Source organism: Paraburkholderia susongensis (genome assembly GCF_900177725.1).
GTDB classification, from domain to species: Bacteria; Pseudomonadota; Gammaproteobacteria; order Burkholderiales; family Burkholderiaceae; genus Paraburkholderia; species Paraburkholderia susongensis.
Map to the genome: position 1 here is coordinate 26422 of NZ_FXAT01000020.1, position 26043 is coordinate 52464.

Annotated in this window: 16 protein-coding genes and 6 pseudogenes; 11 read left to right on the forward strand and 11 right to left on the reverse strand. The window is 56.1% G+C overall.

Annotation, left to right across the window (positions count from 1 at the left end; genetic code table 11):
• Positions 1-772: 772 nt before the first annotated feature.
• The 3 genes from B9Z01_RS33110 to B9Z01_RS33120 all read right to left on the reverse strand — a co-directional run bounded on the left by B9Z01_RS33110 (position 773) and on the right by B9Z01_RS33120 (position 5936).
• Complete coding sequence (locus B9Z01_RS33110) at positions 773-1078, reverse strand: hypothetical protein (protein ID WP_085489743.1); 306 nt, start codon at positions 1076-1078, stop codon at positions 773-775.
• Positions 1079-3747: 2669 nt separating this feature from the next.
• A complete protein-coding gene (locus B9Z01_RS33115; RefSeq protein ID WP_085489744.1) occupies positions 3748-4731 on the reverse strand; it encodes a ParB/RepB/Spo0J family partition protein in 984 nt (327 codons plus the stop codon).
• Entirely contained in the window at positions 4728-5936 is a 1209-nt protein-coding gene (locus B9Z01_RS33120; protein ID WP_085489745.1) for a ParA family protein, read from the reverse strand. Before B9Z01_RS33120 ends, B9Z01_RS33115 begins: the two co-directional genes overlap by 4 nt.
• An 847-nt stretch (positions 5937-6783) precedes the next feature.
• Between B9Z01_RS33120 and B9Z01_RS33125 the strand changes: the two genes are divergently transcribed.
• The gene (locus tag B9Z01_RS33125) at positions 6784-8163 is read left to right on the forward strand and encodes a replication initiation protein (protein ID WP_085489746.1); all 1380 of its coding nucleotides are present in this window, start codon (positions 6784-6786) and stop codon (positions 8161-8163) included.
• A 749-nt stretch (positions 8164-8912) separates the two neighbouring features.
• Here B9Z01_RS33125 and B9Z01_RS33130 read toward each other — a convergent pair.
• Positions 8913-9137 (reverse strand): annotated as a pseudogene (locus B9Z01_RS33130) (transposase domain-containing protein); the annotation flags it as partial.
• A 306-nt stretch (positions 9138-9443) separates the two neighbouring features.
• Between B9Z01_RS33130 and B9Z01_RS33135 the strand changes: the two are divergent.
• The 4 genes from B9Z01_RS33135 (at position 9444) to B9Z01_RS36570 (ending at position 11625) form a co-directional block, all read left to right on the forward strand.
• Positions 9444-9647, forward strand: coding sequence for a hypothetical protein (locus B9Z01_RS33135; RefSeq protein WP_085489748.1), 204 nt, complete (start codon positions 9444-9446; stop codon positions 9645-9647).
• Positions 9634-10068 (forward strand): recombinase family protein, encoded by a 435-nt coding sequence (locus B9Z01_RS36560; protein ID WP_244196228.1) that lies wholly within the window; start codon positions 9634-9636, stop codon positions 10066-10068. Before B9Z01_RS33135 ends, B9Z01_RS36560 begins: the two co-directional genes overlap by 14 nt.
• 21 nt (positions 10069-10089) lie before the next feature.
• On the forward strand, positions 10090-10896 hold the full coding sequence (locus tag B9Z01_RS36565; protein WP_244196229.1) for a recombinase family protein: 807 nt from the start codon (positions 10090-10092) through the stop codon (positions 10894-10896).
• 135 nt (positions 10897-11031) lie between these two features.
• Complete coding sequence (locus tag B9Z01_RS36570; RefSeq protein ID WP_244196230.1) at positions 11032-11625, forward strand: hypothetical protein; 594 nt, start codon at positions 11032-11034, stop codon at positions 11623-11625.
• On the opposite strand, the pseudogene B9Z01_RS36750 reads toward B9Z01_RS36570, so the two are convergent.
• The 4 genes and pseudogenes from B9Z01_RS36750 to B9Z01_RS33160 form a co-directional block, all read right to left on the reverse strand.
• A pseudogene (locus B9Z01_RS36750) lies at positions 11626-11895 on the reverse strand (IS66 family transposase); the annotation flags it as partial. It lies immediately after the preceding gene.
• A gap of 12 nt (positions 11896-11907) precedes the next feature.
• On the reverse strand, positions 11908-13305 hold the full coding sequence (locus B9Z01_RS33150; protein WP_085489749.1) for an IS30 family transposase: 1398 nt from the start codon (positions 13303-13305) through the stop codon (positions 11908-11910).
• 48 nt (positions 13306-13353) lie between these two features.
• Positions 13354-13839, reverse strand: a pseudogene (locus B9Z01_RS33155) (phage integrase family protein); the annotation flags it as partial.
• Between the two features lie 192 nt (positions 13840-14031).
• Positions 14032-14711: pseudogene (locus B9Z01_RS33160) on the reverse strand (IS6 family transposase); the annotation flags it as partial.
• Positions 14712-15047: 336 nt separating this feature from the next.
• Here B9Z01_RS33160 and B9Z01_RS33165 point away from each other — a divergent pair.
• Positions 15048-16445: a TolC family protein gene (locus B9Z01_RS33165; RefSeq protein ID WP_085489751.1), complete on the forward strand. Its 1398-nt coding sequence runs from the start codon at positions 15048-15050 to the stop codon at positions 16443-16445.
• A gap of 168 nt (positions 16446-16613) precedes the next feature.
• Here B9Z01_RS33165 and B9Z01_RS35975 read toward each other — a convergent pair.
• Together B9Z01_RS35975 and istA are read right to left on the reverse strand one after the other, a co-directional pair.
• Positions 16614-16787, reverse strand: a pseudogene (locus tag B9Z01_RS35975) (ATP-binding protein); the annotation flags it as partial.
• Positions 16787-18149: pseudogene (gene istA / locus B9Z01_RS33175) on the reverse strand (IS21 family transposase); the annotation flags it as partial. The pseudogenes istA and B9Z01_RS35975, both read right to left, overlap by 1 nt.
• A gap of 534 nt (positions 18150-18683) precedes the next feature.
• On the opposite strand from istA, the gene B9Z01_RS33180 reads away from it, so the two are divergent.
• The 5 genes from B9Z01_RS33180 (at position 18684) to B9Z01_RS33200 (ending at position 25383) form a co-directional block, all read left to right on the forward strand.
• Positions 18684-20975: a type VI secretion system Vgr family protein gene (locus B9Z01_RS33180; RefSeq protein ID WP_085489752.1), complete on the forward strand. Its 2292-nt coding sequence runs from the start codon at positions 18684-18686 to the stop codon at positions 20973-20975.
• Between the two features lie 83 nt (positions 20976-21058).
• Complete coding sequence (locus B9Z01_RS33185) at positions 21059-23281, forward strand: DUF2169 family type VI secretion system accessory protein (RefSeq protein WP_085489753.1); 2223 nt, start codon at positions 21059-21061, stop codon at positions 23279-23281.
• Complete coding sequence (locus B9Z01_RS33190; RefSeq protein WP_244196231.1) at positions 23278-24348, forward strand: pentapeptide repeat-containing protein; 1071 nt, start codon at positions 23278-23280, stop codon at positions 24346-24348. Before B9Z01_RS33185 ends, B9Z01_RS33190 begins: the two co-directional genes overlap by 4 nt.
• Positions 24345-24971 (forward strand): DUF3540 domain-containing protein, encoded by a 627-nt coding sequence (locus tag B9Z01_RS33195; RefSeq protein WP_244196232.1) that lies wholly within the window; start codon positions 24345-24347, stop codon positions 24969-24971. Before B9Z01_RS33190 ends, B9Z01_RS33195 begins: the two co-directional genes overlap by 4 nt.
• A gap of 25 nt (positions 24972-24996) precedes the next feature.
• Complete coding sequence (locus B9Z01_RS33200; RefSeq protein WP_085489756.1) at positions 24997-25383, forward strand: DUF4150 domain-containing protein; 387 nt, start codon at positions 24997-24999, stop codon at positions 25381-25383.
• A 242-nt stretch (positions 25384-25625) separates the two neighbouring features.
• Here the strand turns inward: B9Z01_RS33200 and B9Z01_RS33205 are convergent, their stop codons facing one another.
• Positions 25626-25856: a hypothetical protein gene (locus B9Z01_RS33205; protein ID WP_143809140.1), complete on the reverse strand. Its 231-nt coding sequence runs from the start codon at positions 25854-25856 to the stop codon at positions 25626-25628.
• Positions 25857-26043: the final 187 nt, after the last annotated feature.

Below are 26043 nucleotides of genomic sequence, written 5' to 3' on the forward strand. Positions count from 1 at the left end.
TTGGCGCTGACCGGCCGTACCGCTTGACGCTGTCTAGATTACGATTGCGTTTGTGTCCGAAGCTGTATCGACTTGAGACTACGTTTGACAACGCCCGCGATTTTCTAGACGCTTCCGGCGCCGAGGAGTCGGCGATGCCCAACCTGTTGTGCACCCTATGTACAAGCCTTGGCTTCGAATTCACGATATGCGACCTTTCGTGCATGTGCAGCCAGCGACCGCTCGTCGAGTTGTCTCTGGTTGAAGGGATATCCATGGACCATGGATACCAGCTAGGCGAAATTGAACAAGAAAACCAGCATACAAACGCCAAAGCTAGCAATTAACCTCCTCGATCTTTGGCTGTATGCGGCATACTTTGCGTCAAATCCAGCGGGCGATGTGCGCGGACACCCGCCAAGCACCTGGGTGAACGTACTGTTCGCTCCTCCACCAGCGGCGCACGCGACGGGAGCATGTCGCTCATACAGCAAATTGTGCTGCTATGACGCTCCCGTCTAATGACATTCGACAGCGCGGCCCTGTTGAGGAATAGTGTTATCGCCTTCACGCACTGCGCGGAGAGTGCTTTCGCCCGATCGCTGAGGGCGTCCTCGTCAGCAAGCAGCCACTGGATGGTGCGCCAACTTGGCCAGAATCGAGAGGCGATCAAAGCGCACTGTACCGTAGGTCACGGTCTCATCGAGTCACCGCGTGCCTAACGGGTGTATGCCAATAAACGGACACTTCAGCCTGCCGAAGAGAATGGAATGAGCGGACAGGTTGTAGCTCCTCATAACAACCGATCGAGCACTACGAATTGCTGTTTGAGCGCCCCCATAGTCATACCGGCGCGACACGCAATCAGATCGCGACGGAAGAAACAGTCCCCGGCGCCCCAAGTTTGGCAGCCAAGTACCGCAAGTATGGCGAACCGGTTTGCCAGCGGCGTTTCGCCGTCGTCGAGTTCATTGGTACGGATGTTCGGCATGGTCACCAAATTGGCACGCCACCACATCTCGGATGCTGGATAGAGCCCGGCACTTTTTTGAGCAGTGCCGATTCCAAAGATCGCGGGATATAGGCATCCACCCGCCATCAGCAGCTCCGCCCTGGAGATCTACCGTTCGATGCGGCCCTTCCGATATCAGCAGAGCCCGTCCGCAATAGGTCCCAACCTGTGGGTTGAACTCAAGACGAGCCCAAAGCTTGGGTGCGATGCGGCCGAACCGGGTCAGCCAACGTTCGAGCGACGGACTGAACACGTCGAGTCGAGTCGCGCTGTCTAGCCTCACATTGGCGGCAGCGCACCAAAACTAGATGAATTCATCACATTCCTCAGCGCGGAAATGCTCCCGTTGTAGCAAAAGAGAGGCTGAGGCCGCGCAAAACCGAACAGACACAAAGACCGTTAATTCCTACAAATTACGTAATGTTCAATACATCCCATCAAACCCAGCGAGATAGAGCCATCGTGCCAGTCTTCCCGGTGAATTTTGGTGGACTGCTACGTCAGTGTCCGTGAAACAATCCCTCGGCAACTCTATGAACCCCCTGCCAGATATAGGTTGCGACGGGATCTATTACTTTTCCCCGATGTTTCACGAAACCGAACGCAGCACCTGTACGGCCATGTGCGACATTTCTGAGGTCCCTTCCGATTTCCACATATTCGAAAGGTAATTTCACAGTAGTCCGAAATAATATTTCGCAGCAAATCGGGCGGTGGCCAACGTGCAAGGTCAGCTTTTCGACTATCTGCAATCGACCTCTCCTTCAGCGGGTGAAGACCCTCCTCTATACCCTCGACTATCCTCCGATCTCGGTCGACCGCTATACCCGGCATGCTGACTACAATCGGCTTCTCGAAGCCCTCGATCAAAGTAACGAATCGGTGTATTTCGATGCGTCGCCGTCAGCAATTGTTGGTACCCCAGCACAAGAACTTTGAGGTTGTGCATACCTGACGCGTCGCGGTGAATTGTCTGACGGCGAAAACAAAGGCAACTTGAAACGAAATAACCGGACGCGTCATCTTGTGGCTTGGTTGCGAAGTCACGTAGACACAATCATTCAGCGTGTGGAAGCAGGTAATCGTAGAGGATAATCCTCGGGAGGCGCCCGTCGGCGAACTGTGCTAACCGATAGCACGTTACATGCTCATCTCTTTAGGGCGGAGAACGATTCGCCATGTGCCGTCGAGCGCAGTTGGCACGAACCGGTTGCAACTTTTCCATAAACTCAGATCAACACAAAGGAATTTGAGCGTTCCCTGCCGCAGCCGGTGACCGTGTACCCCCTCAGTTTGATCCGAGTCAACAACTGTCAGGCATGCAAAGATTTTCTTGAGCATCCAATCCCAACGCCTGTCGGCTAGAAACCGTCCCGCACGAGCGGTCAGAGATGTCCGTTCACGTCGGCGCAAATGAGCACCGACACCCAGAAATACGCGCTGCGGATCTCACAAAAGCACGCTGTCTCGCCGGCAATCCATGGAACGGGTTCAACACCCCATTGATTACTGGCTGAATTAAGGGAATGCAAGTCAACCGCGTCCTGCCTTGTCAGCGGCAGCGTCAAGTCCAGACCTACATTGACGTGCAGTGCGGCATCCCCGAAATCGCATACTGACACACGGAACGCGTCGCGCCCCTAGTAGGTGGCGACTCGGGACTGCACCATGAGGAATTGGCCAACGCGCTCCGTGAAAAATGGTCGCCTGCGCTGCTCGACGACAATGGGACAGCAATTCAACAGATGCACGTGTTGGCTACGGCAACAAGGAAGGGATCGAGCCCATCAGTCCTACGACCTGCGATGCGCTGCGCGCGCCTTGATGCAATTGAAGACTCAATTTCAACGCCGTGACTAGTACGCCATTGCTGACCCGCTTTATTCTAGAAGCCGAGCGCGTATAGAAAAACATGGGAAAGGTGCGCCTTTCCCATATCGTCCTGACCCACGATGGTCACATGGACCCAGATGCGACTTATTTCAGGCACGCAAAACCTGATGACAGCCGTCGACGTGCGGGTGGACATGGTCCTGCGCATCCTCGGGCGCGCATCGCGGTAGACCACGCCAATCTATATGCAGGCGGAACGGTAGCAGGTGCGTGTTAAGGTAAAGTGCTATTTCAAAAGGTGGATTTGACACTCCGCGTTGCGCAACTCAAGTCCTGAGCATCTTGTCATCGCAGTGACGGTCCATGGGCGCGCGGAGGCGCGCTGTAAAATCGATACAGTCAATCATTCGGTATTGAGAAGGGCTGCCGGAGAACCGGGTTCTTTAAGAGAACGCGAAACGTTTTCTGTGGCGGCAACACATGAGCATTTGGTTTCGCCTGAGCGGCACTCACACTTAACGATGCGTTACCGAGATCGAAATTTGCAGGGAAAGCAAAGACGTTCACTGACACTTATCTGATCGATATCTGTTAGTTTGGGACACCGTGTCATAAGTCTCCACTCAAACTGACACTTAAGGGTCCGTTTTCGAGCATTTCGCACCTGGAAGCGGACGCGCCTCCATTACATCAAGTGGACATGCCGTCGGTCAAAATTATGCGTCTGTACTTTAGGCGATCTGTCGCTCAAAAAAGCCGTGCGCCAGATGAATATCCCCAATAGGGGCATTCGGCTACCGTCATCATGGACATCGCTGATTGCGGCCGCGGTGTCCCCAATGGGGACACCGCGGCCGTCATTATCGCTGAGGGGATCAACAGTAGGCGGTGTCCCCTTTGGGGACACCGGACGGAGATCCGACTCAATCGGAAATGCCACTGCTTGCGGAAAAGAGTTCTGCGATGAGCATCCGGATCCGTTGCTCCTTATCAGCGGATAGCATACCTGCCTTGATCTTGACAGTGAAACCAACGGCATCCTTCGTTATCGATCCAGCTTGATTTTTCCCCGCAAAAATCTTTTCAATGCTTCGATCGCTAACGCCGCCAGACACATTCTCGCTACTCTCAGTCTCCTGGCGAATCACTTTCGCAAGCTTCGTTTGATCCAGATCTCCGGCTACGACTCGCGCCCAGACGTCACGAGCGACTTCAAATGCTCGCGCGTTCTTGTCTCGAAGCGCTGACACCACGTCTTCAGCTGCGTGCGCACCAATAAGTCGTGGTTGAACATCGAGGTCCTTGATAACGAAATCCGGCAAATCGGCGAAAGCAAGATACCGATATAGCTCGGAGCGTGACACGCCCAGAGCTTCTGCCATCCTCTTTCGGTTAGGAAACTCCTTCTCCGTTCGCCGAATGGAACGTGAGACCTCGTAATCCGACAGATCCTCACGAGCCACGTTTTCAACAAGGGCCAACATCGCCATCTCTTCGTCTGAGAGATCAATAATGACAACCTTGATTGTCTCTTTGCCGATCATTTTATGGGCACGCCAACGCCGCTCACCAGCCACTATCTGATAGCCGTGCGCCGCTCGACGAACCACGATCGGCTGAACCAGACCTGCTTCGCGAATCGATTCAGCCAATTGAGCTAACTTCACTTCGTTGAATAACTGTCGCGGTTGCCAAGGGTTCGGAACAATGTTCGTAACTGGAACTTCGGACGTTGAGCCAGCCCTTTCGAGTTCGACGATCCGCTGTTGTGCTTGCGCCAACGCGCCCGCCATACCAGGCGCGGTGCGAGGACTTGCCGGTTTGTCGTGCTGTTGGTCAAGCTTAATGTCCTTCGCCGCTCGAACCTCCGCAGTTTGGCTCATCATGCGTTCACGAAGATTGTTCATTGTCCTGCCCTCCACTGAGTCACGTACTGATCATCAATCCATTTGCAATAGTCCAACAGCGGTTGCTTAACTCGTGCCAATGTCTTAGCCACGGCGTCAGAGCGCGAAAGGTCAAAAACTGTCGAAAAAGCCAAAGCACCGTTGCTCATTACGGAACTTGCCGGGACTTCAGTTGTATGGAGCCAATCCCCGTATGCGCGCTGCGACCAAGATCGCACAACCGGCGCCGATGAAGTAGTACCGTAATCGACCCTAGAAAGTAGAACGGAAATGAAGTCGTAGGTCTTATCTACCTCGTGTTCAACGAAGCCGTGCGCGACTTCCGCAAAAAGCGACCAGAACGAGACCGAAGAGATGAAGTCTAAGCTCTCGGGAACCAACGGCATGACCATTGAATCAGCTGCCATCAGCCCGTTAAGGGTCATGTAGGAGAGAGAGGGCGCTGTATCGAGGATAACGTAATCGTATTGTGCCCGAAGCGGTTCAATTCCTTTCCGAAGTACAGACCAGAACTCGAAGCCCGGGTTTGTCTGTTGCGCTGTCGGAAGGTGAAACTCCGCGTCATGCAAGTAGTTATGAGCTGGAATCACATCAATCCCATCCCAATACGTGCTTTGCACTTTGGATGCCAACCCACCTTCCATATTTGGCTCATAGATGAACGGGAGCACTGTGTCTTCCCACGTGACATCCTTTTCTGCGTATAAACCACATAGTTCCGACAGGGATGCTTGCGGATCAAGGTCAATCACAAGTACCTTGCGACCACGTAGGCTCAACCCTTGGGCGATACACATTGTCGTCGTAGTCTTACATGAGCCTCCCTTAAAGTTGGCCGTGATCAGCACTCGACCTCGATGCTCGCGAGTACCTGTAACGAGCGGAGTCTGATAAATGTCAGATACTTGCTGTACCCACGTCCGAACATCTCTCAGCGAAAAGATGCGTGCCCTTCCAGTGCCATGTGCTATTCCCGGAGGCAGCTCTCCTCCCTCCTTGGTCGCCAAATAATTAATCTTCTGGCGGTCGATGCCACATAACTCCGACAATTCACCGATGGTAAAGACCGGCGGATTCTTGCGCGGTCGGGGTGCCAAGATTTGGTCGCGCAGTTCGTTTGCCATGACCGACAAGCGCTCAGCAAACTCTCCGAGGTTGGAGAGTTTCACGCGACGATCAATGCCCGGTAACTCGCTCAAATTCATTTTCACTGGTCCTCAATTTGTCCACGGTGAGCTAATTTCTCAACACTCCCCGTCCATTTTTACGGTTTTACTTTCTTACTTCGCCAAACCGTAGAATACTCATCGAGCCGCATAATAGCTATCAAAATTTTCGGTTGGGCTGGCGTATCCGTTTCAATCTATAAAATTCGTTTAATATCAACAACTTGAATGAAATCGCAATGTGTCTAAGTATCGAAGAGCCAAGAAAAGAGGCTTGGCAAGCATGTCAGAATTTGGCCTTCAACGCGGTGCTTAACACATAACGCCTCACCTTAGCCGTCGAAAGCTATCGACATTCTTCCTTCATTGCTCGACCACACAATTCACCTCACCTTTTTGGGGATCCGTCGAATCGTTGGAGAAGGTTGCCGAGCAGTCTTTGGATCGTTCTTGCATCCTGTCGCGCGAGTCGAGCAAAGCTCAACAGCGTCTTTAGCTTAGGTTTCATATTGCAATTGGGTTACTGAATAACATAGTTAGTTTTTATAGAAACACAAAACTAACCAACAACAAACAACAAACAACAAAACATCTATTTTCTATTAAAATCAATTGGTTAGATCGGCAAGGTGAGATGTTTTGTGTCGGCGGTGATGTTAATTGAGCATTAAAGTGAGCCGTTTACCACAGCAAAGTGAGACAAATTGTCGAGGTAAGTGAAGTGTTTTGAGTTCTAAGGTGAGACGAAATGTGAGTACCCTGCCGAAAGGTGAGGCGTTTTGTGTTAAATCAAACCGAAAGGTGAGGTGATCTGTGTTGACACGGCACCTTGCCGCCGGTACCGTACCGCTCCATATCATCCTTGAATATCGAGTTGGGAGGCCTAATGGCGATAGCAGGGCAGGTGGCCACGTCAAGGCAACTGGCCCTAGCTTTATTCGACGACGCGACCGCTGAGGATTTGCCTGTCGATGCGGCGCGCTCGGATGTTGGATTCGCGCGAAAGAACGTCCTTATTCGCATTGTCGATTTGGGTGTGGCGGCTAGACGTCTGATCGACGCGGCGTATTTCATCGTCGCGCAGGAAGAGCAGGTGCGCAATCTGTACGACGTGGAGTTGGACTATTTCAAGTGGCTCATGCGCTATTCGAGTCGCAACAACATGCATCTTGAGCAGGTCATCACGGAAGCACAGAGAGCTTTAATCCAAGCAACTGCCGAGCCGGACGTTGATGGAGAAAAGCCCTTTGGCTCCGTCCAATTGATCGGCCGCATATCCTACTCAGGTGGCCGTTTCCAGTTCAGAGTCCCGCCCGATCTCATAGGGATAATCCGTGGGCCGGGTAAGTCGCATTGGCTGAGCCTGCGTATCACCTCTCTTTTCACGCTCAGCTACGCGCGAGTCATGTATGACCACTTGCTTCCCTATGCTGACGAGGGTGGAACTGATTGGCTCATGCTCGACGAATTGCGCTCATGGCAGGGTGCGATGGGTGCCAAGGCACACGAGTTTAAGTATTTCAAACGTGACTGGCTCGCCCCGGCTGTGGAACAGATCAATGCGGTTTCGGACCTGACACTCTCGTACGAGACGCGAAATGAACTAGGCTCCCGCAAGATTGGACGCCTGAGATTTCGCATTGAGCGCAAAGAGATGTCGGAGCGTGCGCTGTACACGCACGAGCAAGCCCAAGTGATTTACCAAACGTTGAAGCAGGAGTTCGGTCTGTCCAGCGCGCAGCTAAACCAAATCGCCGCCGAGCGTGATATCTATACTGACGAACGATTGGGTCAGGCAATAGAACGCACGCGTTTCAGTCTGAAATTGGGTAAGGTGTCGAAGAGCCCAGCGGGGTTCTTCATGAAGGCATTGAAGGAAGGGTGGATCATCTCCGACGCCGAGCGCAAGATGGTCGAGGTACAAGAGAATCTCGCTCTAACCGAGCAACGCGAGGCTGAAGTAAAGGAGCAGGCCACAACTCGAATGGCGTTGCGGATTGCTGCTCAGGACGTGCACGCGCAGGACCGCAGGGTCGACGAAATCCGACGCGGATGGGGAGCATACGAAGCTGCGGGGCCTCGGCAGCGAGAGGACTGGAGACGGACGTACAAGACCAGCCCTGCGGGCAAACTAACTCTGCGTCGGCTTGGTATTGATCCAGCGGGCGAGCTGGCCGAGCTTACCATCGAGAGATATCCGGATCTGAAAGACGGGTTCGCAGGCTACGTGTTCAATAAAGCCAAACACGGCAAGATCGACGTTTGAAGGGACGGTGGGTTGCGATGCGTTCGGTACCCTGCGCATCGAATCGAACGATCTCATTCGGTTCGTTTGACGCTCCGGCAATAGATCCCCTGATTTCCTGCCGTCAAGGTATTCGATCGGAGCACAGAGAATCAGCGTTAAAGGCCGACTGTTCGCACGGTCATACTCAACGCCGCCTCGAGTTTGTCTAGGCGAGATATCATCTTTCCAATCTCCAACGACTCAATACGAATATGGCGCCCACCTCGGCCCACTGGCAATTTGACCCGTCTTGGTATGTGATTTGGCCGTACACCGCAGAGCAATGAATCGAAAATCTCTGTGACAGTCAGGCTTTGTCGTTCTCTAAGCACTACCGCATGTTTGATCAGCCTTTCCACACCGACCATCACGGCTAGTTCGTCAAGCGATTCAGCAACTCGAAATGATACACGGCGCTCTGATCCGAACACGCATAGAACATTGGGTGGGAGGCGGGCAGCTTTAATTGCTTTTGAAACGTGTGTCTTTGAGACAGATAGGTTGGTACTAGATCTTCCGACAGCTGAGGACGCGCTCGGCGCGAACCCGTTCGGTGTTACCGTCCAGAAGACTCAATAATGATCCGCCACCGCTCGTTGTCGTTTGGCCCGCCGCCATGTGCGTGGCGGCGGCCTCGCTACCCGCAGTCGTCGCAAAAAAGGGGGGCTTCTGTGTCGGCTGATTCGTAAGCGCGGCACCAGCAACGTCTTGACTGGCGATCGGGATTCTCAGACTGCGGTGCGGAGCTGATCGGCAACGACCCACGGTGCGAGTTTGTCGATGCGGTTGATCGCATGGTCGGCAACGCGTGCGAGCACGAAGCGTAGATATGCCTCAGGATCGATGCCGTTCAGTTTTGCGGTGCCAATGAGGCTGTAGATTGCGCCGGCACGTTCGCCGCTAGAATCTGCTCCTGCGAACAGGTAGTTACGTCGACCGATGACAAGTTCGCGATCATTCTGCCCATATCGGGCAGGAAGTTGAAGTCCATTACCGTTGGCATCCCTTATATGGGCGTCGCGTCAAGGTACGAGACGTCGAGGAGCGAAGCGGCGGTCGCGTGGTGCACATCGAGGCCAGCCCTGGCGTAGTGAGGGTGGTGTCGGCGTGGATGCTGGATAGCGTCATGTGTTCTGCCATGGCGTTGGGCGAGCCGCGCGTCACAGTTGCGGTGCTGAGCGAACTCGACCGGCTGCTGGTTGATTGGCGCTTGCGAGCACACTCGTCGGACGGTTCCACTACCGTCCGGGAGAAACGCAATGGACAAGCTGCCAAGGGGCGTACTGCTACGCCCACAACCGCCTGCACTGACGCTGTCTCAGATGAGTCTGAGGTTCGACACCGTCGAGCTTCAGGGAATGAGCGCGGCACAGCGCGCAAGGGCAATCACACACCTTGCGAAGCTGCTGCTCCAGACCGCAGGCGTCGCCATCGGCAAGGAGTCTGACGATGACGAACGCTGATCGTCTGCCAGCGCCTCTGCTCCAGCGCAAAGCTGTAGTTTATGTCCGACAGTCGACGCAGGCTCAGGTCCAGATGAACATCGAGAGCAAGCGTCGCCAGTACGAGCTTGTGGGAGAAGCAAAGCGTCGCGGATTCCGTGACATCGAGGTGATCGATGATGATCTCGGCCGCTCGGCCAGCGGGACGGTCGCGAGGCCCGGTTTTGAACGGCTGGTGGCGCTGCTGTGCGCCGGCGAAGTGGGCGCGGTCCTTTGTCTTGATGCGTCCCGTCTTGCCCGCAATGGACGTGACTGGCACCATCTGCTCGAACTGTGCGGTCTCGTTCAGGCGAGGGTTATCGATCTTGATGGTGTGTACGATGCTTGTCGACCAAACGACCGGTTGCTGCTGGGCATGAAGGGTAGCATCAGCGAATTCTAACTCAACGTACTTCGAACAAGGATGCTGGATGCAGCTCGCGCCAAGGCTCAGCGGGGCGAACTGCGCATTAGCGTGCCGATCGGCTATCTCTGGCACCGTGATATTGGGCTAGGCCTGGATCCAGACCAGCGGCTTCAGGAAGTCATACGCCTGATCTTTGCCCGCTTTCGTGAACTGGGCAGCGCGCGCCAAGCCTTCCTGTCGTTGCTGGCCGAACAGATCCACTTTCCAAGACCTACCGACGGCAGGACGCTGACGCAATTCGACTGGACGTTGATACGTTATCGCAACGTCATATCAGTGCTTAGGAATCCGTTCTACGCCGGAGCTTATGCATATGGCAAGAGTGGCAGCCAGACGACCATCGTTGATGGCCGTGCACACAAGACGTACAAACATCGTAAGCCGTTTGATCAGTGGGAGGTTATGCTCAAAGAGCACCACGAGGGTTACATCGACTGGGCGGAGTTCGAACGCAACCAGAAGGTGCTCGCCGCCAACGCCTATGGTAAGGCGGGCGACGTAAAATCTGGACGTGGCGGGCGAGCCCTGCTTGCAGGGATGCTTGGATGCGCACGTTGCGGCCGGCGCCTGTCGGTGGCCTATACTGGACGCACCCCGCGACCGGTCTATCGATGCTATCGCTTTGACCTACCGCCGAAGTGCATGAGCTTCGGCGGCTCCAGGATAGACGTCGCGATCGCAAGAGAGCTGATGCGTGTCGTCGAGCCGATGGCGATAGAGGCGGCCTTGCTGGCCGAGCGCCGCTACGCTGCCTGCGACCCCGATAATCGTCTGATTGCCGCGCAACTGGAGAAGAACTGGTAAGCAGCCTTGCGTCGTGTGCAGGCCTGTCAGACGCGCCTTGAGGCGGCGCATGCGCCGGCAGCATCGGCTCCTGCTCCCGATTTTACGAAGTTGGCCGAGGACCTCGATGCTGCTTGGAATGCTCCAGGCGTCAACATGCGCACCCGCCAGCAGTTGGTTCGGGCATTGATCGTCGATATAGTCGCGGACGTGGACGAATCGACGCGTGAAGTCATACTCACGATTCATTGGCAAGGCGGTCAACACTCGCAGTTGCGGATCCGCAAGCCCAGGACCGGCGAGCACGGATGCAACACATCAGACGAAGCGCTCGCAGTCATCCGCAGCATGGCAACCCGATGGTCCGATCAGGACATCGCCGCCTCACTAAATCGAATGGGCATACGCACGGGTCAAGGCAAGACCTGGACTGCGCATCGTGTGAGCTCTGTACGATGCGTGCGTGATATTTACGCGTACAAGTCCGCAGAGAAGGACGGTGCCTGGTTGACGATGTCCGAGGCCGCGAAAGCGCTTGGCGTTACCCACTACATGATCCGGCGTCTGATCAACGATAAGGTTCTGCCCGCCGAGCAGGTGATGCCCGATGCCCCGTGGCAGATTCGCGTGAGCGATCTACGCAGTGAGGCAGTTACAGCTGCGCTGACGCGCAAACATCGCCCGTGTCGCAACGACGGTGGAGGGCAACTCCCAATGTTTACCGAGGTTTCGCAAGGAGGTGCACAATGAACGCCCCGTCACCGCCCCGCGTAGCGCGCGCTCGACTGGCAGGTTGTCGATTTCAAGCTGGCCGTCATCGCAATAGCGTGTGAACGCTTCCCACCGGTTCAGCGCATAGAGGATCGCCCGACTCGTGTCCGACTTGCGCGAGAGCGTTGCCGGCATCGTTGTGAGCCACGCATGGAACTGATCGAGTAATGGTCGCGCATGCGCCTGGCGATACGCACGGCGTTCGTCGGGCGGTTTGCCTCTGATTGTTTCCTCAATCCTGTATAGCGCGCAGAGGTGGATTCAACCGGTCGTTGCAACACTGGAATGTTGAACAGATTTTAGGTACTCGTCCAGAGCTTCCGCAGGCGTCTTCCAGCCGAGTGTTTTCCGGGGCCTGGTATTCAAAGTGTTAGCAACGGCCTGAATCTCTCGAGCGCTCCACCGGGACAGGTCAGTGCCCTTTGGAAAGTATTGTCGTAGAAGGCCATTGGTGTTTTCGTTCGTACCGCGCTGCCATGGGCTGTGCGGGTCAGCGAAGAACACCTTCACGCCGGACTCGATAGTGAAACGGGCGTGATCGGACAGATCCTTGCCACGATCCCAGGTCAATGACCGCCACAAATGGGCAGGCAGGTCGACTACGGTTTTCTTGAGCGCGTTGGCCATCGTAACCGCTCCGTAGCCAGCCAGCGCAGGCCCGTTTTTCGTGCGCGGAATTACCCCATAGCCTTTTTCTCGCGGTAAGTGCACGAGCATCGTGAAACGGCTTGATCTCTCCACCAGGGTCCCAATGGCGGATCGGTTCAGGCCAATAAGGAGATCACCCTCCCAATGGCCTGGCACAGCACGATCTTGGGCCTCTGCAGGCCGGCTGGAAATCATCACTTCCTCGCTGACGTGCGCCCACGCCTTGGCACGCGCTCTGGCCCGGGGGACGAGCAACGCGCGCCCGGTGCGCAGACAGCCCACCAACTCGCGCTTGAGCGCGCCGCGCCCTTGTATATAAAGCGCTTGATAGATGGCTTCATGAGAGATGCGCATAGATTCATCATTCGGGAAATCTACCTGCAATCGATTCGCGATTTGTTCAGGTGACCAGCCGGTGACCCACTTTCGATCACCGCGATGTGGCTTATTTCGCCCCTTGAACGGTGCCTGCCTGGGCCCGGCAATTTGACGACCATCAGCGTCATGTACTTTGCCCTCCAGGCGCTCCTGTACGTATTGGCGCAGTCGCGCATTGGTCGCTAGCTTCGCTGGCTTTGGTCGTTTCGCGAACCGTTCCGCTTTCCACTGCGCGACCGAAGCACGATACTCGAGGCACCCACTACGGGTTGTCGCATTGCGCGTGAGTTCTCGTGAAACGGTTGATGGACTGCGTCCGATGCGGCGGGCGATCTCGCGCACCCCGAGGCCTTGGGCAGAAAGCAATGCTATCTCTTCACGCTCGGCGAACGACAAGTATCGACCAGCGATAGGTTTCGACATGAATAGTGGCATACCGCCACGATAGCGGAACCAGCGCGAGCCTACCGCTTGAGATACACCTACTGCCTCCGCTGCTTTTTCGCTTGTAATGCCAGTCGCGATCTGTTGCCAAAACAGACGTTCGATCTCATGTCCAAGCGAGGGAGCGCCCGGTGATGGCATCGCCGCTCGTCCCGTCAACCGATACACCTGCTTTGCACTTCGTACCATGCAACACCTCGTCGATTAAAGGTGTTGCGACGACCGGTTGAATCCGCCCGCACTCGCCATTCCGCGTCCCGGCACCGCTTTCCACCACTGTCGCCTGCGCGGAACGCGCACCGTGAGATCGGCCAGTGTTGTGATGCCGTGCGCGTACAGGACCCGTACCGCGCGCGGGGTGAGCCACTGCGCAATGTCGTCCGCGATCTGCGGCTCGGGCGGCCGCGCGGTGCGTAATACCTCGATCACGTGCGCGACGCTCTTCGCGTGCTGTTCGCGTCCGTCGGCGGGATGGTCGAGCAGGGCGGCGAGATCGCCTCGATGGATCGCCCGCGCGGCGGCTAGCAACTGGCGACGGATCTTCCCGACTACACCGCGCGCGGATTTACCGTCACCCAATGCCCCGGGCAGGTAGCGCGCCACGGCCTGCCGCACCGGCAGGCCTGCGTACCACGCGCGCAGCACGGCGAGTTCGTCGGCGTTGGGTAGGCTCGCGATGGTGGGGGCGGGTAGCGAAGGGGCAGGGGTAGGACGCGATTTCACGAGCGCGAGTTTAACGCGTAAATCGACGCCTTATGATAAGAAGACTTATCTTTACAGCTGCATTTTATTTCTCGTTTCCTGCGAAAACTTGGCGCTCAAACAACCAATGGGTGCTGTCAAGTTGTTCGATAGCCGGATGAGCGAGGGCAAGTGAAGTGGGTCGGCTTACGCCGCCATAAGGACACATGAAGCACTTTCCCAAGCCGCGAATGCTTGGGAACGCGCCTCGCGTTTGCACTGCGCGTTCCGATCGCGGCGGCACCTCATGAACAGATTCGATACCTGTCCGTGAACCGACGCAAATCGTTGCAGTTGGCGCGCAGTATTGAAGGGGCGCATCACCTTCTCGCGCACGCGTGTCGGCTGGTGCGAGTTCTCCGCGCGGTTATTCAGTCCCTTGTGCTGCCGATGCTCGAGTAGCTCCGCACCTTGTCCGTCACGATTACGCGCGGACAACCGCGGCGTCTGAGCAGCTTGCGCATGAGCCGTTTGGCTGCGGCCCTGTTGCGACGGCGCTGCCCCAGCACATCGAGCACCGCGCCGTGCCGGTCGACGGCCCGCCACAGCCAGTGCTTCCGGCCGTTGACCGGCACGACCACCTCATCGAGGTGCCACTTGTCACCGCGACGCGGCGCCGTCGACCGAATGCGCTTCGCGATCGCCAGACCGAACTTCGTCGCGCAGCAGTGCACCGTGTCATACGTGAGCTCGATGCCCCGCGCGGCCAGCAGCTCCTCAACCACGCGCAGGCTCAGCGGAAAACGGTAGTACAACCAAACTGCGTAGCAGACGATGTCCGGTGGAAACCGGTAGCCCTTGAACGAAACCGGTGCCTCGGCCGACAACCGAACGCAGATGGATGCTTCCTTCATGCCCCATTATATTCGCCGACTTCTACACCAACCTGACAGTACCGACGAAACCACATCGTGATAGTCCGTGCGTGAGCGGCTTGCCAGAAAGAAAGCGCCGCCGCGTCGCACATGGCGATTACATCCCACGGAATGGCTGGCGTTGTCGCATTTCTGCTGATATTCCAAACGCGAGTTACGGTGACAAAACTTGACTAAATATGTGCCGAGGATACCTAAGATTAAATCCCGCCATTAGAAACTATTTTTTTAGGTACTTGCGTGTTGCGACCATCCGCATTTTGTCGGGCTAACGGCTTCTCGCTTGTCCGGCTGTTACTGTTGGCCGTGTGCGGCATGTCGACATCCGTGTGGGCATTCGAACCCCTGTGGACCAACCGCGCACTGCCGTCGGCATCGGTACTGGACTCTCCCGATGGCGCTCACGCAAGCGGCTGCGGGATCGATATGCCAAGAAATCCGCTTCGCTTGCAAGACGCCGTCGAAAGATCATTGTGCTTTAACCCGCAGACACGTGCAGCCTGGGCGAACGTGAAAATTCAAGCATCGCAAGTCGGTCTTGGGCGCTCGGCATTCCTGCCGACTCTCTCGGGAAGTTGGCAGGGTACTCGGGATGGCGTAACCAACAACGTAACGGGCTATCCACAACTGGATTCGAACTATCGAACCAACTCACAGAATGCGAGCGTATCGCTAAGTTGGGTGCTGTACGACTTCGGCGGCCGCGCCGCAGCGTTGCGTAGTGCCACCGCACTGATGGAAGCGGCACAGGCAAACCGGCAAGAGACACTGCAAACAGTTTTCCTGAAGGTGGCAACGGACTACTACGCAGCGCAAGCGGCCCACGGCGCGCTTGCGGCAGCGCGCGAAATGGAACAGATCACGCGAAATAGCACTGACGTCGCCGTCGCTCAGTTCGACAAAGGAATGACATCGGTCAGCGATCAGTTACAGGCAAAAACCGCCTATACCGATGCAGTGATCGCGCGTGTGAAACAGGAAAGCGAATGGCAAATTGCCGTGGGGACGCTGGCAGCGGACATGAGTCTTCCACCTGATACCGCGTTGACACTCCCCGACGTCGGCGACGGAGTCGCAGCGGACAAAGACTTCAGGAGGTCGGTTAGCGATCTGATCAAGGAGGCACAGCATACGCATCCTGACGTGCTCGCAGCCGAAGGGCAAGTTGTGGCTGCGCGCGCCAGGAAGGACCAGGTCCGCGCTGAGGGGCTACCGCGCGTGAGTTTCATCGCGCAATACAGCTACAACAATCAGCCGACAAGCATTCAGCCTTACTACCCCGTGTTCCCGACAACGCATCGCGAATGGTATCTGGGTATCCAGGTGACGATCCCGATATTCGAAGGCTTCGCACGTACCTATCTGGTGCGTGAGGCCGAGGCGCAGACGGAGCTTCAGACAGATACTCTCGACGAAGTGCGTCAACAGGTGGGATTGGAGGTATGGGCTAGCTATCAGGCATTGCAAAGCACAACTTCAAATCTCGACAACACCGCGACGTTGCTATCGCTCGCTACCCATTCCTATGAGGCGGCAAGGAAGCGGTACCAAATGGGCGTGGGAAACATCCTCGAGCTACTCAATGCCCAGGCGTCACTTGCTAGGGCAAAGCGTCAGCGAATCCAAGCGCTGACAGATTGGCGCTCGCAGCGACTACAGTTGGCCGCGAAGTTGGGCAAGCTTGGTATGTGGAGCCTGGAGGGCGTGCAGTAGCGAGTCGAAGCGCCCACGCTTGGACAGCGTCAAGCAGCGCGGCCGGTTTACCGACAACCGTCTTGGCCGGTCGACCGGGATGATTGGCGGTGGTTTCCGGTCATGGTTGCCGCTCCTTGTTGGTGATTGTCGCCGGATGATTGTCGGCAGCCTGCTGCTCTGTTTGTCGCTGGCGGTGCGGCGACGGTAGCTTTCGACATTCATCTCGAAGATCGTCGAATGATGGACGAGCCGGTCGATTGCGGCGACGGTCATGCCGGGATCAGGAAACACATCGTTCCATCCCGAGAACGGCTGGTTGGCGGTGATCAGGAGGCTTCGACGCTCGTATCTTTCGGCGATTCCAGTAACGCGTTGAGGCGCGCGGCCAGCACGGCCTCAACGCCATCGAGCGCGGCGAGCTCGAGCAATCCAACGATGACTTTGCACGCCTCGCGTTGCGTCAGCCTCGCCTCCAGCTGTTCCCACGTCCGGCGATAGGCCTCACGCGGAAACAGCTCGTCCCGAAACGCAAGCCCCCTGAAGGCCTGTGGCTTGCGTTTGAGGCTCTCAATGAAGTGCCGGTAATCCAGTGCGCGGCGGTTGTCGCCGGCACGCGAACCTCGCGAAGTGCTATGCACCAGCGCGCCCGACAGATAGCAGTCGAGCCGCTCACCATACACGGGCACATTCAGACGATGACCGATCAGGCGCGACGGCGCGCTGTACAGAATGCCGCGCACAGTGAAGGTACTGCAGCGTGTGACGCGTGCTTCCTCCTCGACGAAGTCGGTCGTGCGCCTTAACGGCAGATCCGTGAGCTGTTCGCGCTCAAGGCGGAACGCCGCTGCGTTACGCCGGTTGCGGCGCATGACGACCTCGCGCAGAAACTCGTCATAGGCCGCACGATCGACGAAGTCCCGGTGACCGCGCAACATCAAGGCTTGGTCGACGGCTTCCTTCAGATAGCGATGCGATGACTCAACGCTACCGTTCTCGTGACCCAGGCCGCGATTGTTGCGTGTCCCGGTCATGCCATAGTGCTCAAGCAGCGTCGCATAGCGCACCGTGAAGTCGTCTTCGTCTGCGAGATTTCTGAACGCCGCTGACAGGCTGCCGGTGCGATGCTCGCGCGGACAGCCTCCTGCCCGCCACAGTGCGTTCTGCAATCCCATGGACAATGCTTCGAAGCTCTCGCCACCTTCAACGGCATTGACATATTCCCAGCGTGAGAACGCGAGCACGAAGTGGTACAGCCGGTGTTCGAATGGCACGCCAGCGATCGTCACTCGCAATCCGGCCATGTCGGTAAAGTCGGAAAGGCCGCGCGCGCCCGGGCTCATGCTGCTGTGGAAAGAAGACTTCCTTCGGCGGACCGGACATCGCCCTCCAGTGCCGAATGCGCCGCTCGAGTGTGCGACGTGTGCTGTCGGGATACTGCCCGGGATGATCGTCCTGCAGCTTGCGCAAGATCGTGACCGCCTGAAGTTGCGGCGCGTTCGCGAGCATCGGAACGACTTCAGTATCCCAGACGTCGGCAAAGGGATCAGGGCGCGAGCGCCAATAGCGGCGTGGCTTCTGCGACGGCAGTACGGCGTCTCGTTCGATGCGCCGGGCGCTGCGGACACTGATGCCGGCCTTGGCGGCGGCGATCTCCTGCGAGTGATGTTTGCGTTTGGACATGTAGAGGCGAACCTGTTGGTCGGTAATGCGGGTTCCAGACATGTAGCTGATCGCTTTCTTGTTCGATCAGCCATCGTAGAACCCGGCCGACTCGGCGCCGCCGGTGATTCGTCGTCTTCGGCGGCTACGCCGCCTCCGACTCCTCACCACCGGCCAAAACCTTCGCCGCTATACCGGCCAACATGATTGTCGCCCTCCACACGCTGGTTGAAAGGTAAATGGCAACGCGTCGCAATTCACATCCCCTCTCGTCACGTCACCGGAGAACGACTTCGGCGCCAGGTAGTACAAAAGATCAGTCGCTCACGGATGGCCCTGCATTTTGCATAATTTTATATTTGGTTCATTGGTTCGACACACGCTTTAAATAGCATATGTTTAATGAAAATTTATGGTGTGGAATTCGACAATTTCGGCCGATCCAACTTGCTACGTGATGAACGGTGCTGTCCCGCGTGAAATTATGTCGATGTCCAACGCAGATCGTGATTGGGGCGGGAAACTTATGAAAGAAACGGTTGCTTCGAGGGAAAAATGGATTGCATTGACAGATTTCGACACGGTCAATCAGTCCACATGAATTTGATTACCTTTTACAGCGATCTACTAGGCTCAGATTGCATCGCTCTGACGTTTCGCTGCCAGGAGAACTTCTCGCAGGAGCCGACATATTGCCTTGAAATTACGAGCCCAGATCCGGAGTTAAACCTGGAACGCCTGCTTGGTTCAAGGCTGTTGGTCGGAATCGATCTTGGCGACGACATGTTGAGGATATTCAATACGTATGTATTCGGAGCTAGCGATTCGGGTCAACGCAACGAAGAATACGTGTATGTATTTGAACTGACGAGCTGGCTGTCGTTTCTGGATCAGAATCGAAATTGCAGAATATTTCAGAACCTAACCATTCCTGAGATTGTTCGGCAGATATTCGAGGCGCAACAGACCACGGATTTCTATTTCGATCTGAGCTTTGACTATGAACCCCGAGAGTACTGTGTGCAATTTCGCGAGAGCGATCTGAATTTCGTCAAGCGGCTGCTTGAAGATGAGGGGATTTACTTTTGGGTTATACACACCCCGGAAAATCATATTGTGTATCTCTCCGATAGGCAGAGCTTCGACAATCTGCCTGGACCGTACGACAGATTGCGTTTCTTGCCAGATGGAGAAGAATCGAGGTCGATTCTAGGTAGAGAAGGAATTCAGCGCCTGCAACGGAATCGGCGAGTGGGGCCGAGTCGCGTTTCCTTGCGTGATTTTGACTATCTGGCACCGTCGCGTCGACTCGATAGTGATGCGCGCCTTCCCGAAGGCCATATCGAATACTACGACTACGGCGTGGGATACCGTGATCAGGCGAGCGGGGAGCGTCTGGCGCTCGTGATGCTAGAAGCCTTTCAGGCCGATTCACATGTGTTCTTCGGTGAAGCAAACGTGCGTGCCCTGACGACTGGTTGTGCCTTCACGCTGGTAGGGTGCCCAGCAGAGGAACGCAACCGGCGCTATGTCGTGATCGGGACGGACCTGACATTTATTTCGGAGAGGCCGGATAGCGCATCGCAAGGGTGCAACGTTACGGTAAGTTTTCGCGCACTTGCGGACAACAGACCATATCGGCCTTTGCTCGTTACACCGAGGCCTACGGTCCCGGGGATTCAGAGTGCGACTGTGGTGGGTCCGAAGGGGTACGAGGTACATACAGACAGTCTGGGCCGGATCCGGGTGCACTTCCATTGGGACCGCTATACGACAGTGGAGGCTGACGCATCATGCTGGATTCGGGTTTCCCAGGCGTGGGCGGGCAAGGGTTGGGGAGTAGTCGCGGTACCCAGAGTAGGTCAGGAAGTACTCGTTACCTATGTGGACGGCGATCTTGATCGACCATTGGTCACGGGGGCGGTCTACAACGGTGAGAACCCGATACCCTATGATTTGCCTAAGGATATCCGTTATACAGGTCTGGTTTCACGTTCTCTGAAATATGGAAACTGTCAGCAGGCGAGTCAGATTACTTTCGATGATCAGCGAGGTGGCGAGCGTTTGATACTGCATGCCGAGCGCGATATGCAGTGCACTAGCGAGCGCAACAGCTCAGTCATGGTAGGACAGGATCAGAACGTCGCAGTCGAGCGTATTTCTACATCGGTAATTGGAACGTCGATAAGCTATGTGGATACGTCAATTGGATTTGGTCGGCTATCCGCCAATTTCACCGATATATCGGCTAACTATGTGGGCTTGTCATCTTCCTGCGTGGGCACCTCCACCTCCTTCACGGGGCTGTCGGCTGACTTTACCGGTATGAGTAGCAGCTTCGTTGGTGTCGCCAACTCGTTCACCGGTATGAGCACGAATTTCACGGGTGCCTCGAACAGCTTCACCGGAGTAGCCACAAGTCTGACGGGGGCGGATAGCTCAGTGACAGGCACGTCCCAGAGCATCATTGGAACCTCTTCCTCGATGATCGGTGCGAGTACTTCGATTACTGGCCAATCTTCAAGTGTGACTGGTCAATCCATGGATGTAACCGGCACCTCCATATCGTGCACGGGAATCTTTGCGAGTGTCAGCGGCGTTAGTGCGTCGATGACCGGTACATCGACGAGCATCACCGGAACATCTTTCTCGCAGACCGGCGAGTCGACTAGCACCACGGGTATCTCGATAGCGAAAACTGGTTTCTCAACCAACGTGACGGGGACCGATATGTCGTCGATCGGAAGCTCTACAACAGTCACAGGGTCGAGTTCGTCCTTCACGGGATTCAATTGCGCAATCACTGATGTTTATATGGGATACACGCAGACCGATTGTTCTCAAATCCTGAGCAACATATTAAATGTGGGCATCCAGATAATCAGCTGATCCGTTGGATTGGATTGCTGGGGCGCTTACTTGCTCTCCCAGGACAACCTGGCCCGGCGAATAACGAGGAGCATGAACAGTCGATGCGTCACATCAAGCCACAGGCGGCACTCGTCGCTACAGCGCGCTCGCAAATTGGTCAACGTCCGATGCTAGGCATCAGTATCGGCATCGGCTTCAGGCTTCGCGATCCGTTCGTCCTCGTGCATGAGGCGGCGGTCTGGGAGGCAATCAAGGTAGCTGCGCCGTCTATGCCGCTGGTCGAATCGGCTTTGCCCAAACCGCATGCTGAGTGGTTGCTGGCAGGCGAGACGACGCATCGCATCGCAAATAGTGATCGGGGCGGACACATCGATTGGACGGCAACGGTCGAACTCGGCGGTATCCGTAAGGTCATCTCATGTCAAGCTCAGCTTGCCTCGCGTCCGGCGCACACCGACATTGCGCGTCTCGCTATCGATCATAGGCACGCGGTAGCGGGGCGACGACAGGAGAATCCTTTGAGTGAAGTCTCCGGTGTACCGCCGATACAGGTTGTTGAAGTATTTGGAGCAAGGCCCGCTCCATTGGCGTCGATGGGCGCAATAGGTAGTGACTGGCCGCAGCGCAAGCAGTGGATACCACGCGGGCAGGATTCCCTCGAGGGGATAGCGCGCGACGGCACACATATGGGGTGGCCAGCGGACATCGATCGTCGATTCTTTCAGCAGGCTGCCTCGGACCAGTGGTCGCACGGCGACCGTTGGCCACCCGGCGCTTATTTTGAACTCGATAAGTTTGGTTCGGATGGCCGCGGCTACACTGGCAATCTACCAGAGCTCACGGCGATTGCACTCGTCAGCCGGACCGGCAAACCCGATGTCGAACGCTTGATGCTCAGACAGCAAACGGTCTGGCTTTTGCCAGACGCCGATATCGGCGTGATGTGGTGGAACGGTTCTGTAGCGCTCGACTACCCGCTCGACGATAGTCCGGCCATGCTCATTGCGGCCTTTAGGGACGAGACGGAACCGGTTGATGTGGCAGCGATCGGGTCGTTCGCGAGACGTAGATCCGATTTAACCGATCCCGATCCGACGACACTCGCCGACCATGCACTGATGCCCACTATAGCGAAAGGTTGGGTGTGGGAGATGATTCTCGACACCGACGATCACCCGCGCGTTGGGCCCGCGCGGCGAAGCCACCACGAGATTGCAGTGCGCCTCGAAGAAAATCGCCAGAGCCTTGTGCAGGCACGAGACGCCCAGAGACGCCTGCGTGCGTTCTGCGAATCCGACCGGGATATTTCAGTGCCAGCCGTACCGTTTCAAGGCGATGAGAACTGGCGCGAACGATTGCAGCAAGCTAGCACGACGGAGCTATCGGGCGTGGTCATCCGTGACGCTGACCTATCTGCCTTGCGGTTCGAAGAGTGGAAGTTCGACGAAGTCCGCTTCGAGCGCTGTACTCTCGATCGCAGCGAGTGGTTGAATTGCCACTTCAGAAATGTACATATTGTCGACTGCTCGTGTGTCGACACGATAGTGCGTAAAAGCGTATGGAGGGGTGGAGGAATTCACCAAAGCAACCTCAAATGTAGCATATGGCTCGAATTGGAAATCGAACGCGCCAATATCGAGGCCTGCCGTCTCGACAATCTCGAGGTGTCCGGCGGCAGTTGGTCGATGCTGTCGGTACAGGGACGCGGCGGAGTAAGAGGTAAGGTGAAGGACCTTGCATGGCAGGCAGTCACCTGGTGCAACGTCGACCTGTCGGACTGGGTGTGGACAGGCGTACATGCTGTCAACCTCGGAATTATCGAATGCAGGATGGTCGGCATCACAATTTCGCAATGCACGATGCTCAAGCCTAGTGTTGTGCTGACTGATCTGTCGGCAAGTGTCTGGCAGCGCAACATCATGACGACCGCAGTACTTTCGCAAAGTACCTCGATAAAGAGGGCACGCCTGATTGACTGCGTGTTCAAGTCGTCCAGTTTGCAGGATTTGCTTGCCGACGGAATAGAGGTCAAGCACTGCACCTTCACGCAGCTTAACGCTCAGCGTTTGAGGGCGCTGCGATCGAACTGGTCTCATGTCGTGCTTGATGGCGCAAACATGACTCATGCCTGCTTCAAGGGAGCTTCGTTCGACCGGAGTTCGCTGAAAGACGCAATGCTGTATGGAGCCGACATGCGGCAAAGCCGTATGAACGACTGCAATCTCATTCGTGCACATACTGCGTGGATGCTTCCACCGCAATCCATGGCGTGGCGGGGACCACTCATTGCGGCTCAACTGGCGGTTCCGGAGAGAGAAGCGTGAAGGCGCCTGAAATGCAGGCACCACAGTTTCCCCAGGTGATCAAGGGGCAATCCTTCAATGTGTCTAGCCACGACCTGATACATACCGGCGCGCTCTATATGGACTGTTGCTTTGATCGAGTGATGTGGCGCGGGCACTACCTGTCTAATCTGCGTTTTGTCAATTGCAGGTTCAACAGCAACTGTTTTGAAAGTTGCCAGTTTCTCAACGTCATGTTTGATAACTGTCTGATCGAGGTTTCCATCTGGGACGATTGCGTGCTACGAGGTGTGTCGTTCCATGGCAGTAGTATCCAGGATGCCAAATGGGAAAGAGCTTTGCTCAGAAACGTGAGCTATGTGGCGATCAATGCTGCGAAGCTGATCTTCGACACGGTGCGCAGCGCATATGTTTCATTTGTCGAAAGCGAGTTCACAGGCGTCGATTTACGCGACGGGCGTTGGACTGATGTGGTCTGGATGAGGAGTCAGCTAACGCAAGTCACGCTAGCGATAGTTGAACTTGAAAACTTCATTGTGGGGCAAAGCCGCTGCAAGAAACTGGAAATAACAGGTTGCCGCGGCATCAACGTACGGTGGATCGATTCCCGGATAGATTGCATGAAGGTACTGGGGAGCGACATAAAGCAGTCAGCCTGGTCGCACAGTATGTGGTCGAAGGGGCAGATCCATGGATGCAGGTTGCCGGTTGCAAGCTTCGATCATGCGACGCTGAGCGGTCTGGCAGTGACCGAGACAGATTTGACCCAGGCCCTGTTTGATCACGCCAAACTATCGGACAGCAATCTGAATGCTCTCCACGCACCAGGAATCGCGTTTCGCGATGCGCGTCTCGTGCGCGTTGGCCTGACCGGTGCGCGGTTAACGCGTCTCGATGCGCGGGGGGCCACGCTTGAGGAAGTGAGCCTTGTTCATAGCGACTGCCGTGCAGGACTTTTGATTGGCCAGTCCCGGCATGACTGGAACGCCGCGGACACCCGGGAAGCAATTTTTCATGCAAGTGCGACCGACGACGATCGGCACTGGTGGCAATGCGTCCAGCCAGGAGCCAGAGGAATTCATTCATGACTCGCCCGAAAACATTAGCAACACAAGATACCCTCTCCTGTGAATCCGCTAGCCCGATGCCAGGCGAAGCGGTCGACCGGACATTCAGGCATGACGACACGGGCGAACGTCCCGCGTCGCGTCCGTGGCCCGGACAAATGCCGACAGGTCGCGTAAGCGGTGCCGAAATGGCAAACGGACAATGGCCGGTGGCAATCAATGCAGAAGGTATCTACCCGGCGAGTGTGGCATTCAGTTGTGTCGTTCAACCACAGCGCGGCGATCTGGTCAAGCTCTGTTTCGATGACCGGCGGTGCTGGATACTCGCTATCCTCGAGCGCTCCGACGCGCTCGAGGCGTTGACGCTGGATTTCGGAGCAAGGCGCGTCGTGCTGCGCGCTCATGACGTGCGTATGGAAGCGCGCAATGAGGTAGCGCTCGACGCTGCGCATATCGCTAGTCGAGCGGAAGTGATCACACAGGTCGCCACGGAACGCCTGACCCATGTCAGCGGTACTGATGCGACGCACACCGGTTGCATGCTGTCGTACGCGGAGCGGCATATGGGTCTGCATGCGAAGAGCGCGACCCTGACTTCGTCATCGCTTCTCAAGATCGACGCTGGTCAGATTCATATGGGCTGAGCGCATTCACGACCGGGAGGGAGTCATGTTTGCCAATTGTTCTGCCGGAGGAATCGCCGTCGCGCTAGCGGATATCTGTAAGACACCGCCCCTCGCGATCGCCGATTCGTACTGCAACGTAGCGAATCATGCTGAAGCCGTGCCGAATGTTTCGAATGTCTTCTATGCGGGCGGCCCAGCTCACAACTTGAACACGATTGTCCCAATCACGCACGGTGGAGAAGCCGGAGCGATGGGGGGCGTCGTATCGGGAACCGTGTGCGCGCTATCTCGCCACGTGACCGGCTCAAGCAAGGTATTGATACAGGGAGCGCCGCAGACCCGTTTGACCGATACCAATTTGCCGAATAGTCAGAACACGGCGGGGCAGTCAGTGACCCCATCTCAAACCATCACCATGACACTCAGTTGAAGCTGGCGATCAAACCGCGCGGCACGCGTTGGAAATCGGAACCGGGATGGATTCGGAAGGTTTGCAGCACTTTGTTAAACACATGAACGGACGAGGTAGTTGAATCTTGTCAAGAGCTGCTCCCCTACGGGCACATCCGTCACTGGGATGTCGAACAGCATGACAGGCATCAGTTCATCGATGACCGGCACCAGCACTGACATGACGGGCTAGTCGCAAAGCATGACGGGCATATCCCTCTCCTACACCGGAACCGCCCCGAGCGTGACGGGAACCTGCATATCAATCACTGGAGAGTCGAAGAATGTGACCGGCACATCTGTTTCCGAGACCGGCACATCAATTTCCACGACGGGCAGTTCGGTCAACGTCATAGGTTCCGACGTTTCAACCGTTGGCTCGAGCACATCGATCACAACGTTTTCGAATGCCTTCGTCGGCAACCAAATCGCAGTCACAGGTGTCGCTTTCACCACTACTGGCCAGACGTTTGATCTTGGGGACCTCAAAATGTCCAGTCGTGGTACGGATATTCTGACCCGGAGAATGTGGATCATAAATTAGTTGGTAAGCCAAACTCTTTCGATTGCCTTTTGACAGCACGCGTTCTACCGGCGCAATGACGGTATTTAGCGGCGCAGGTGATTACCCACAGATAAG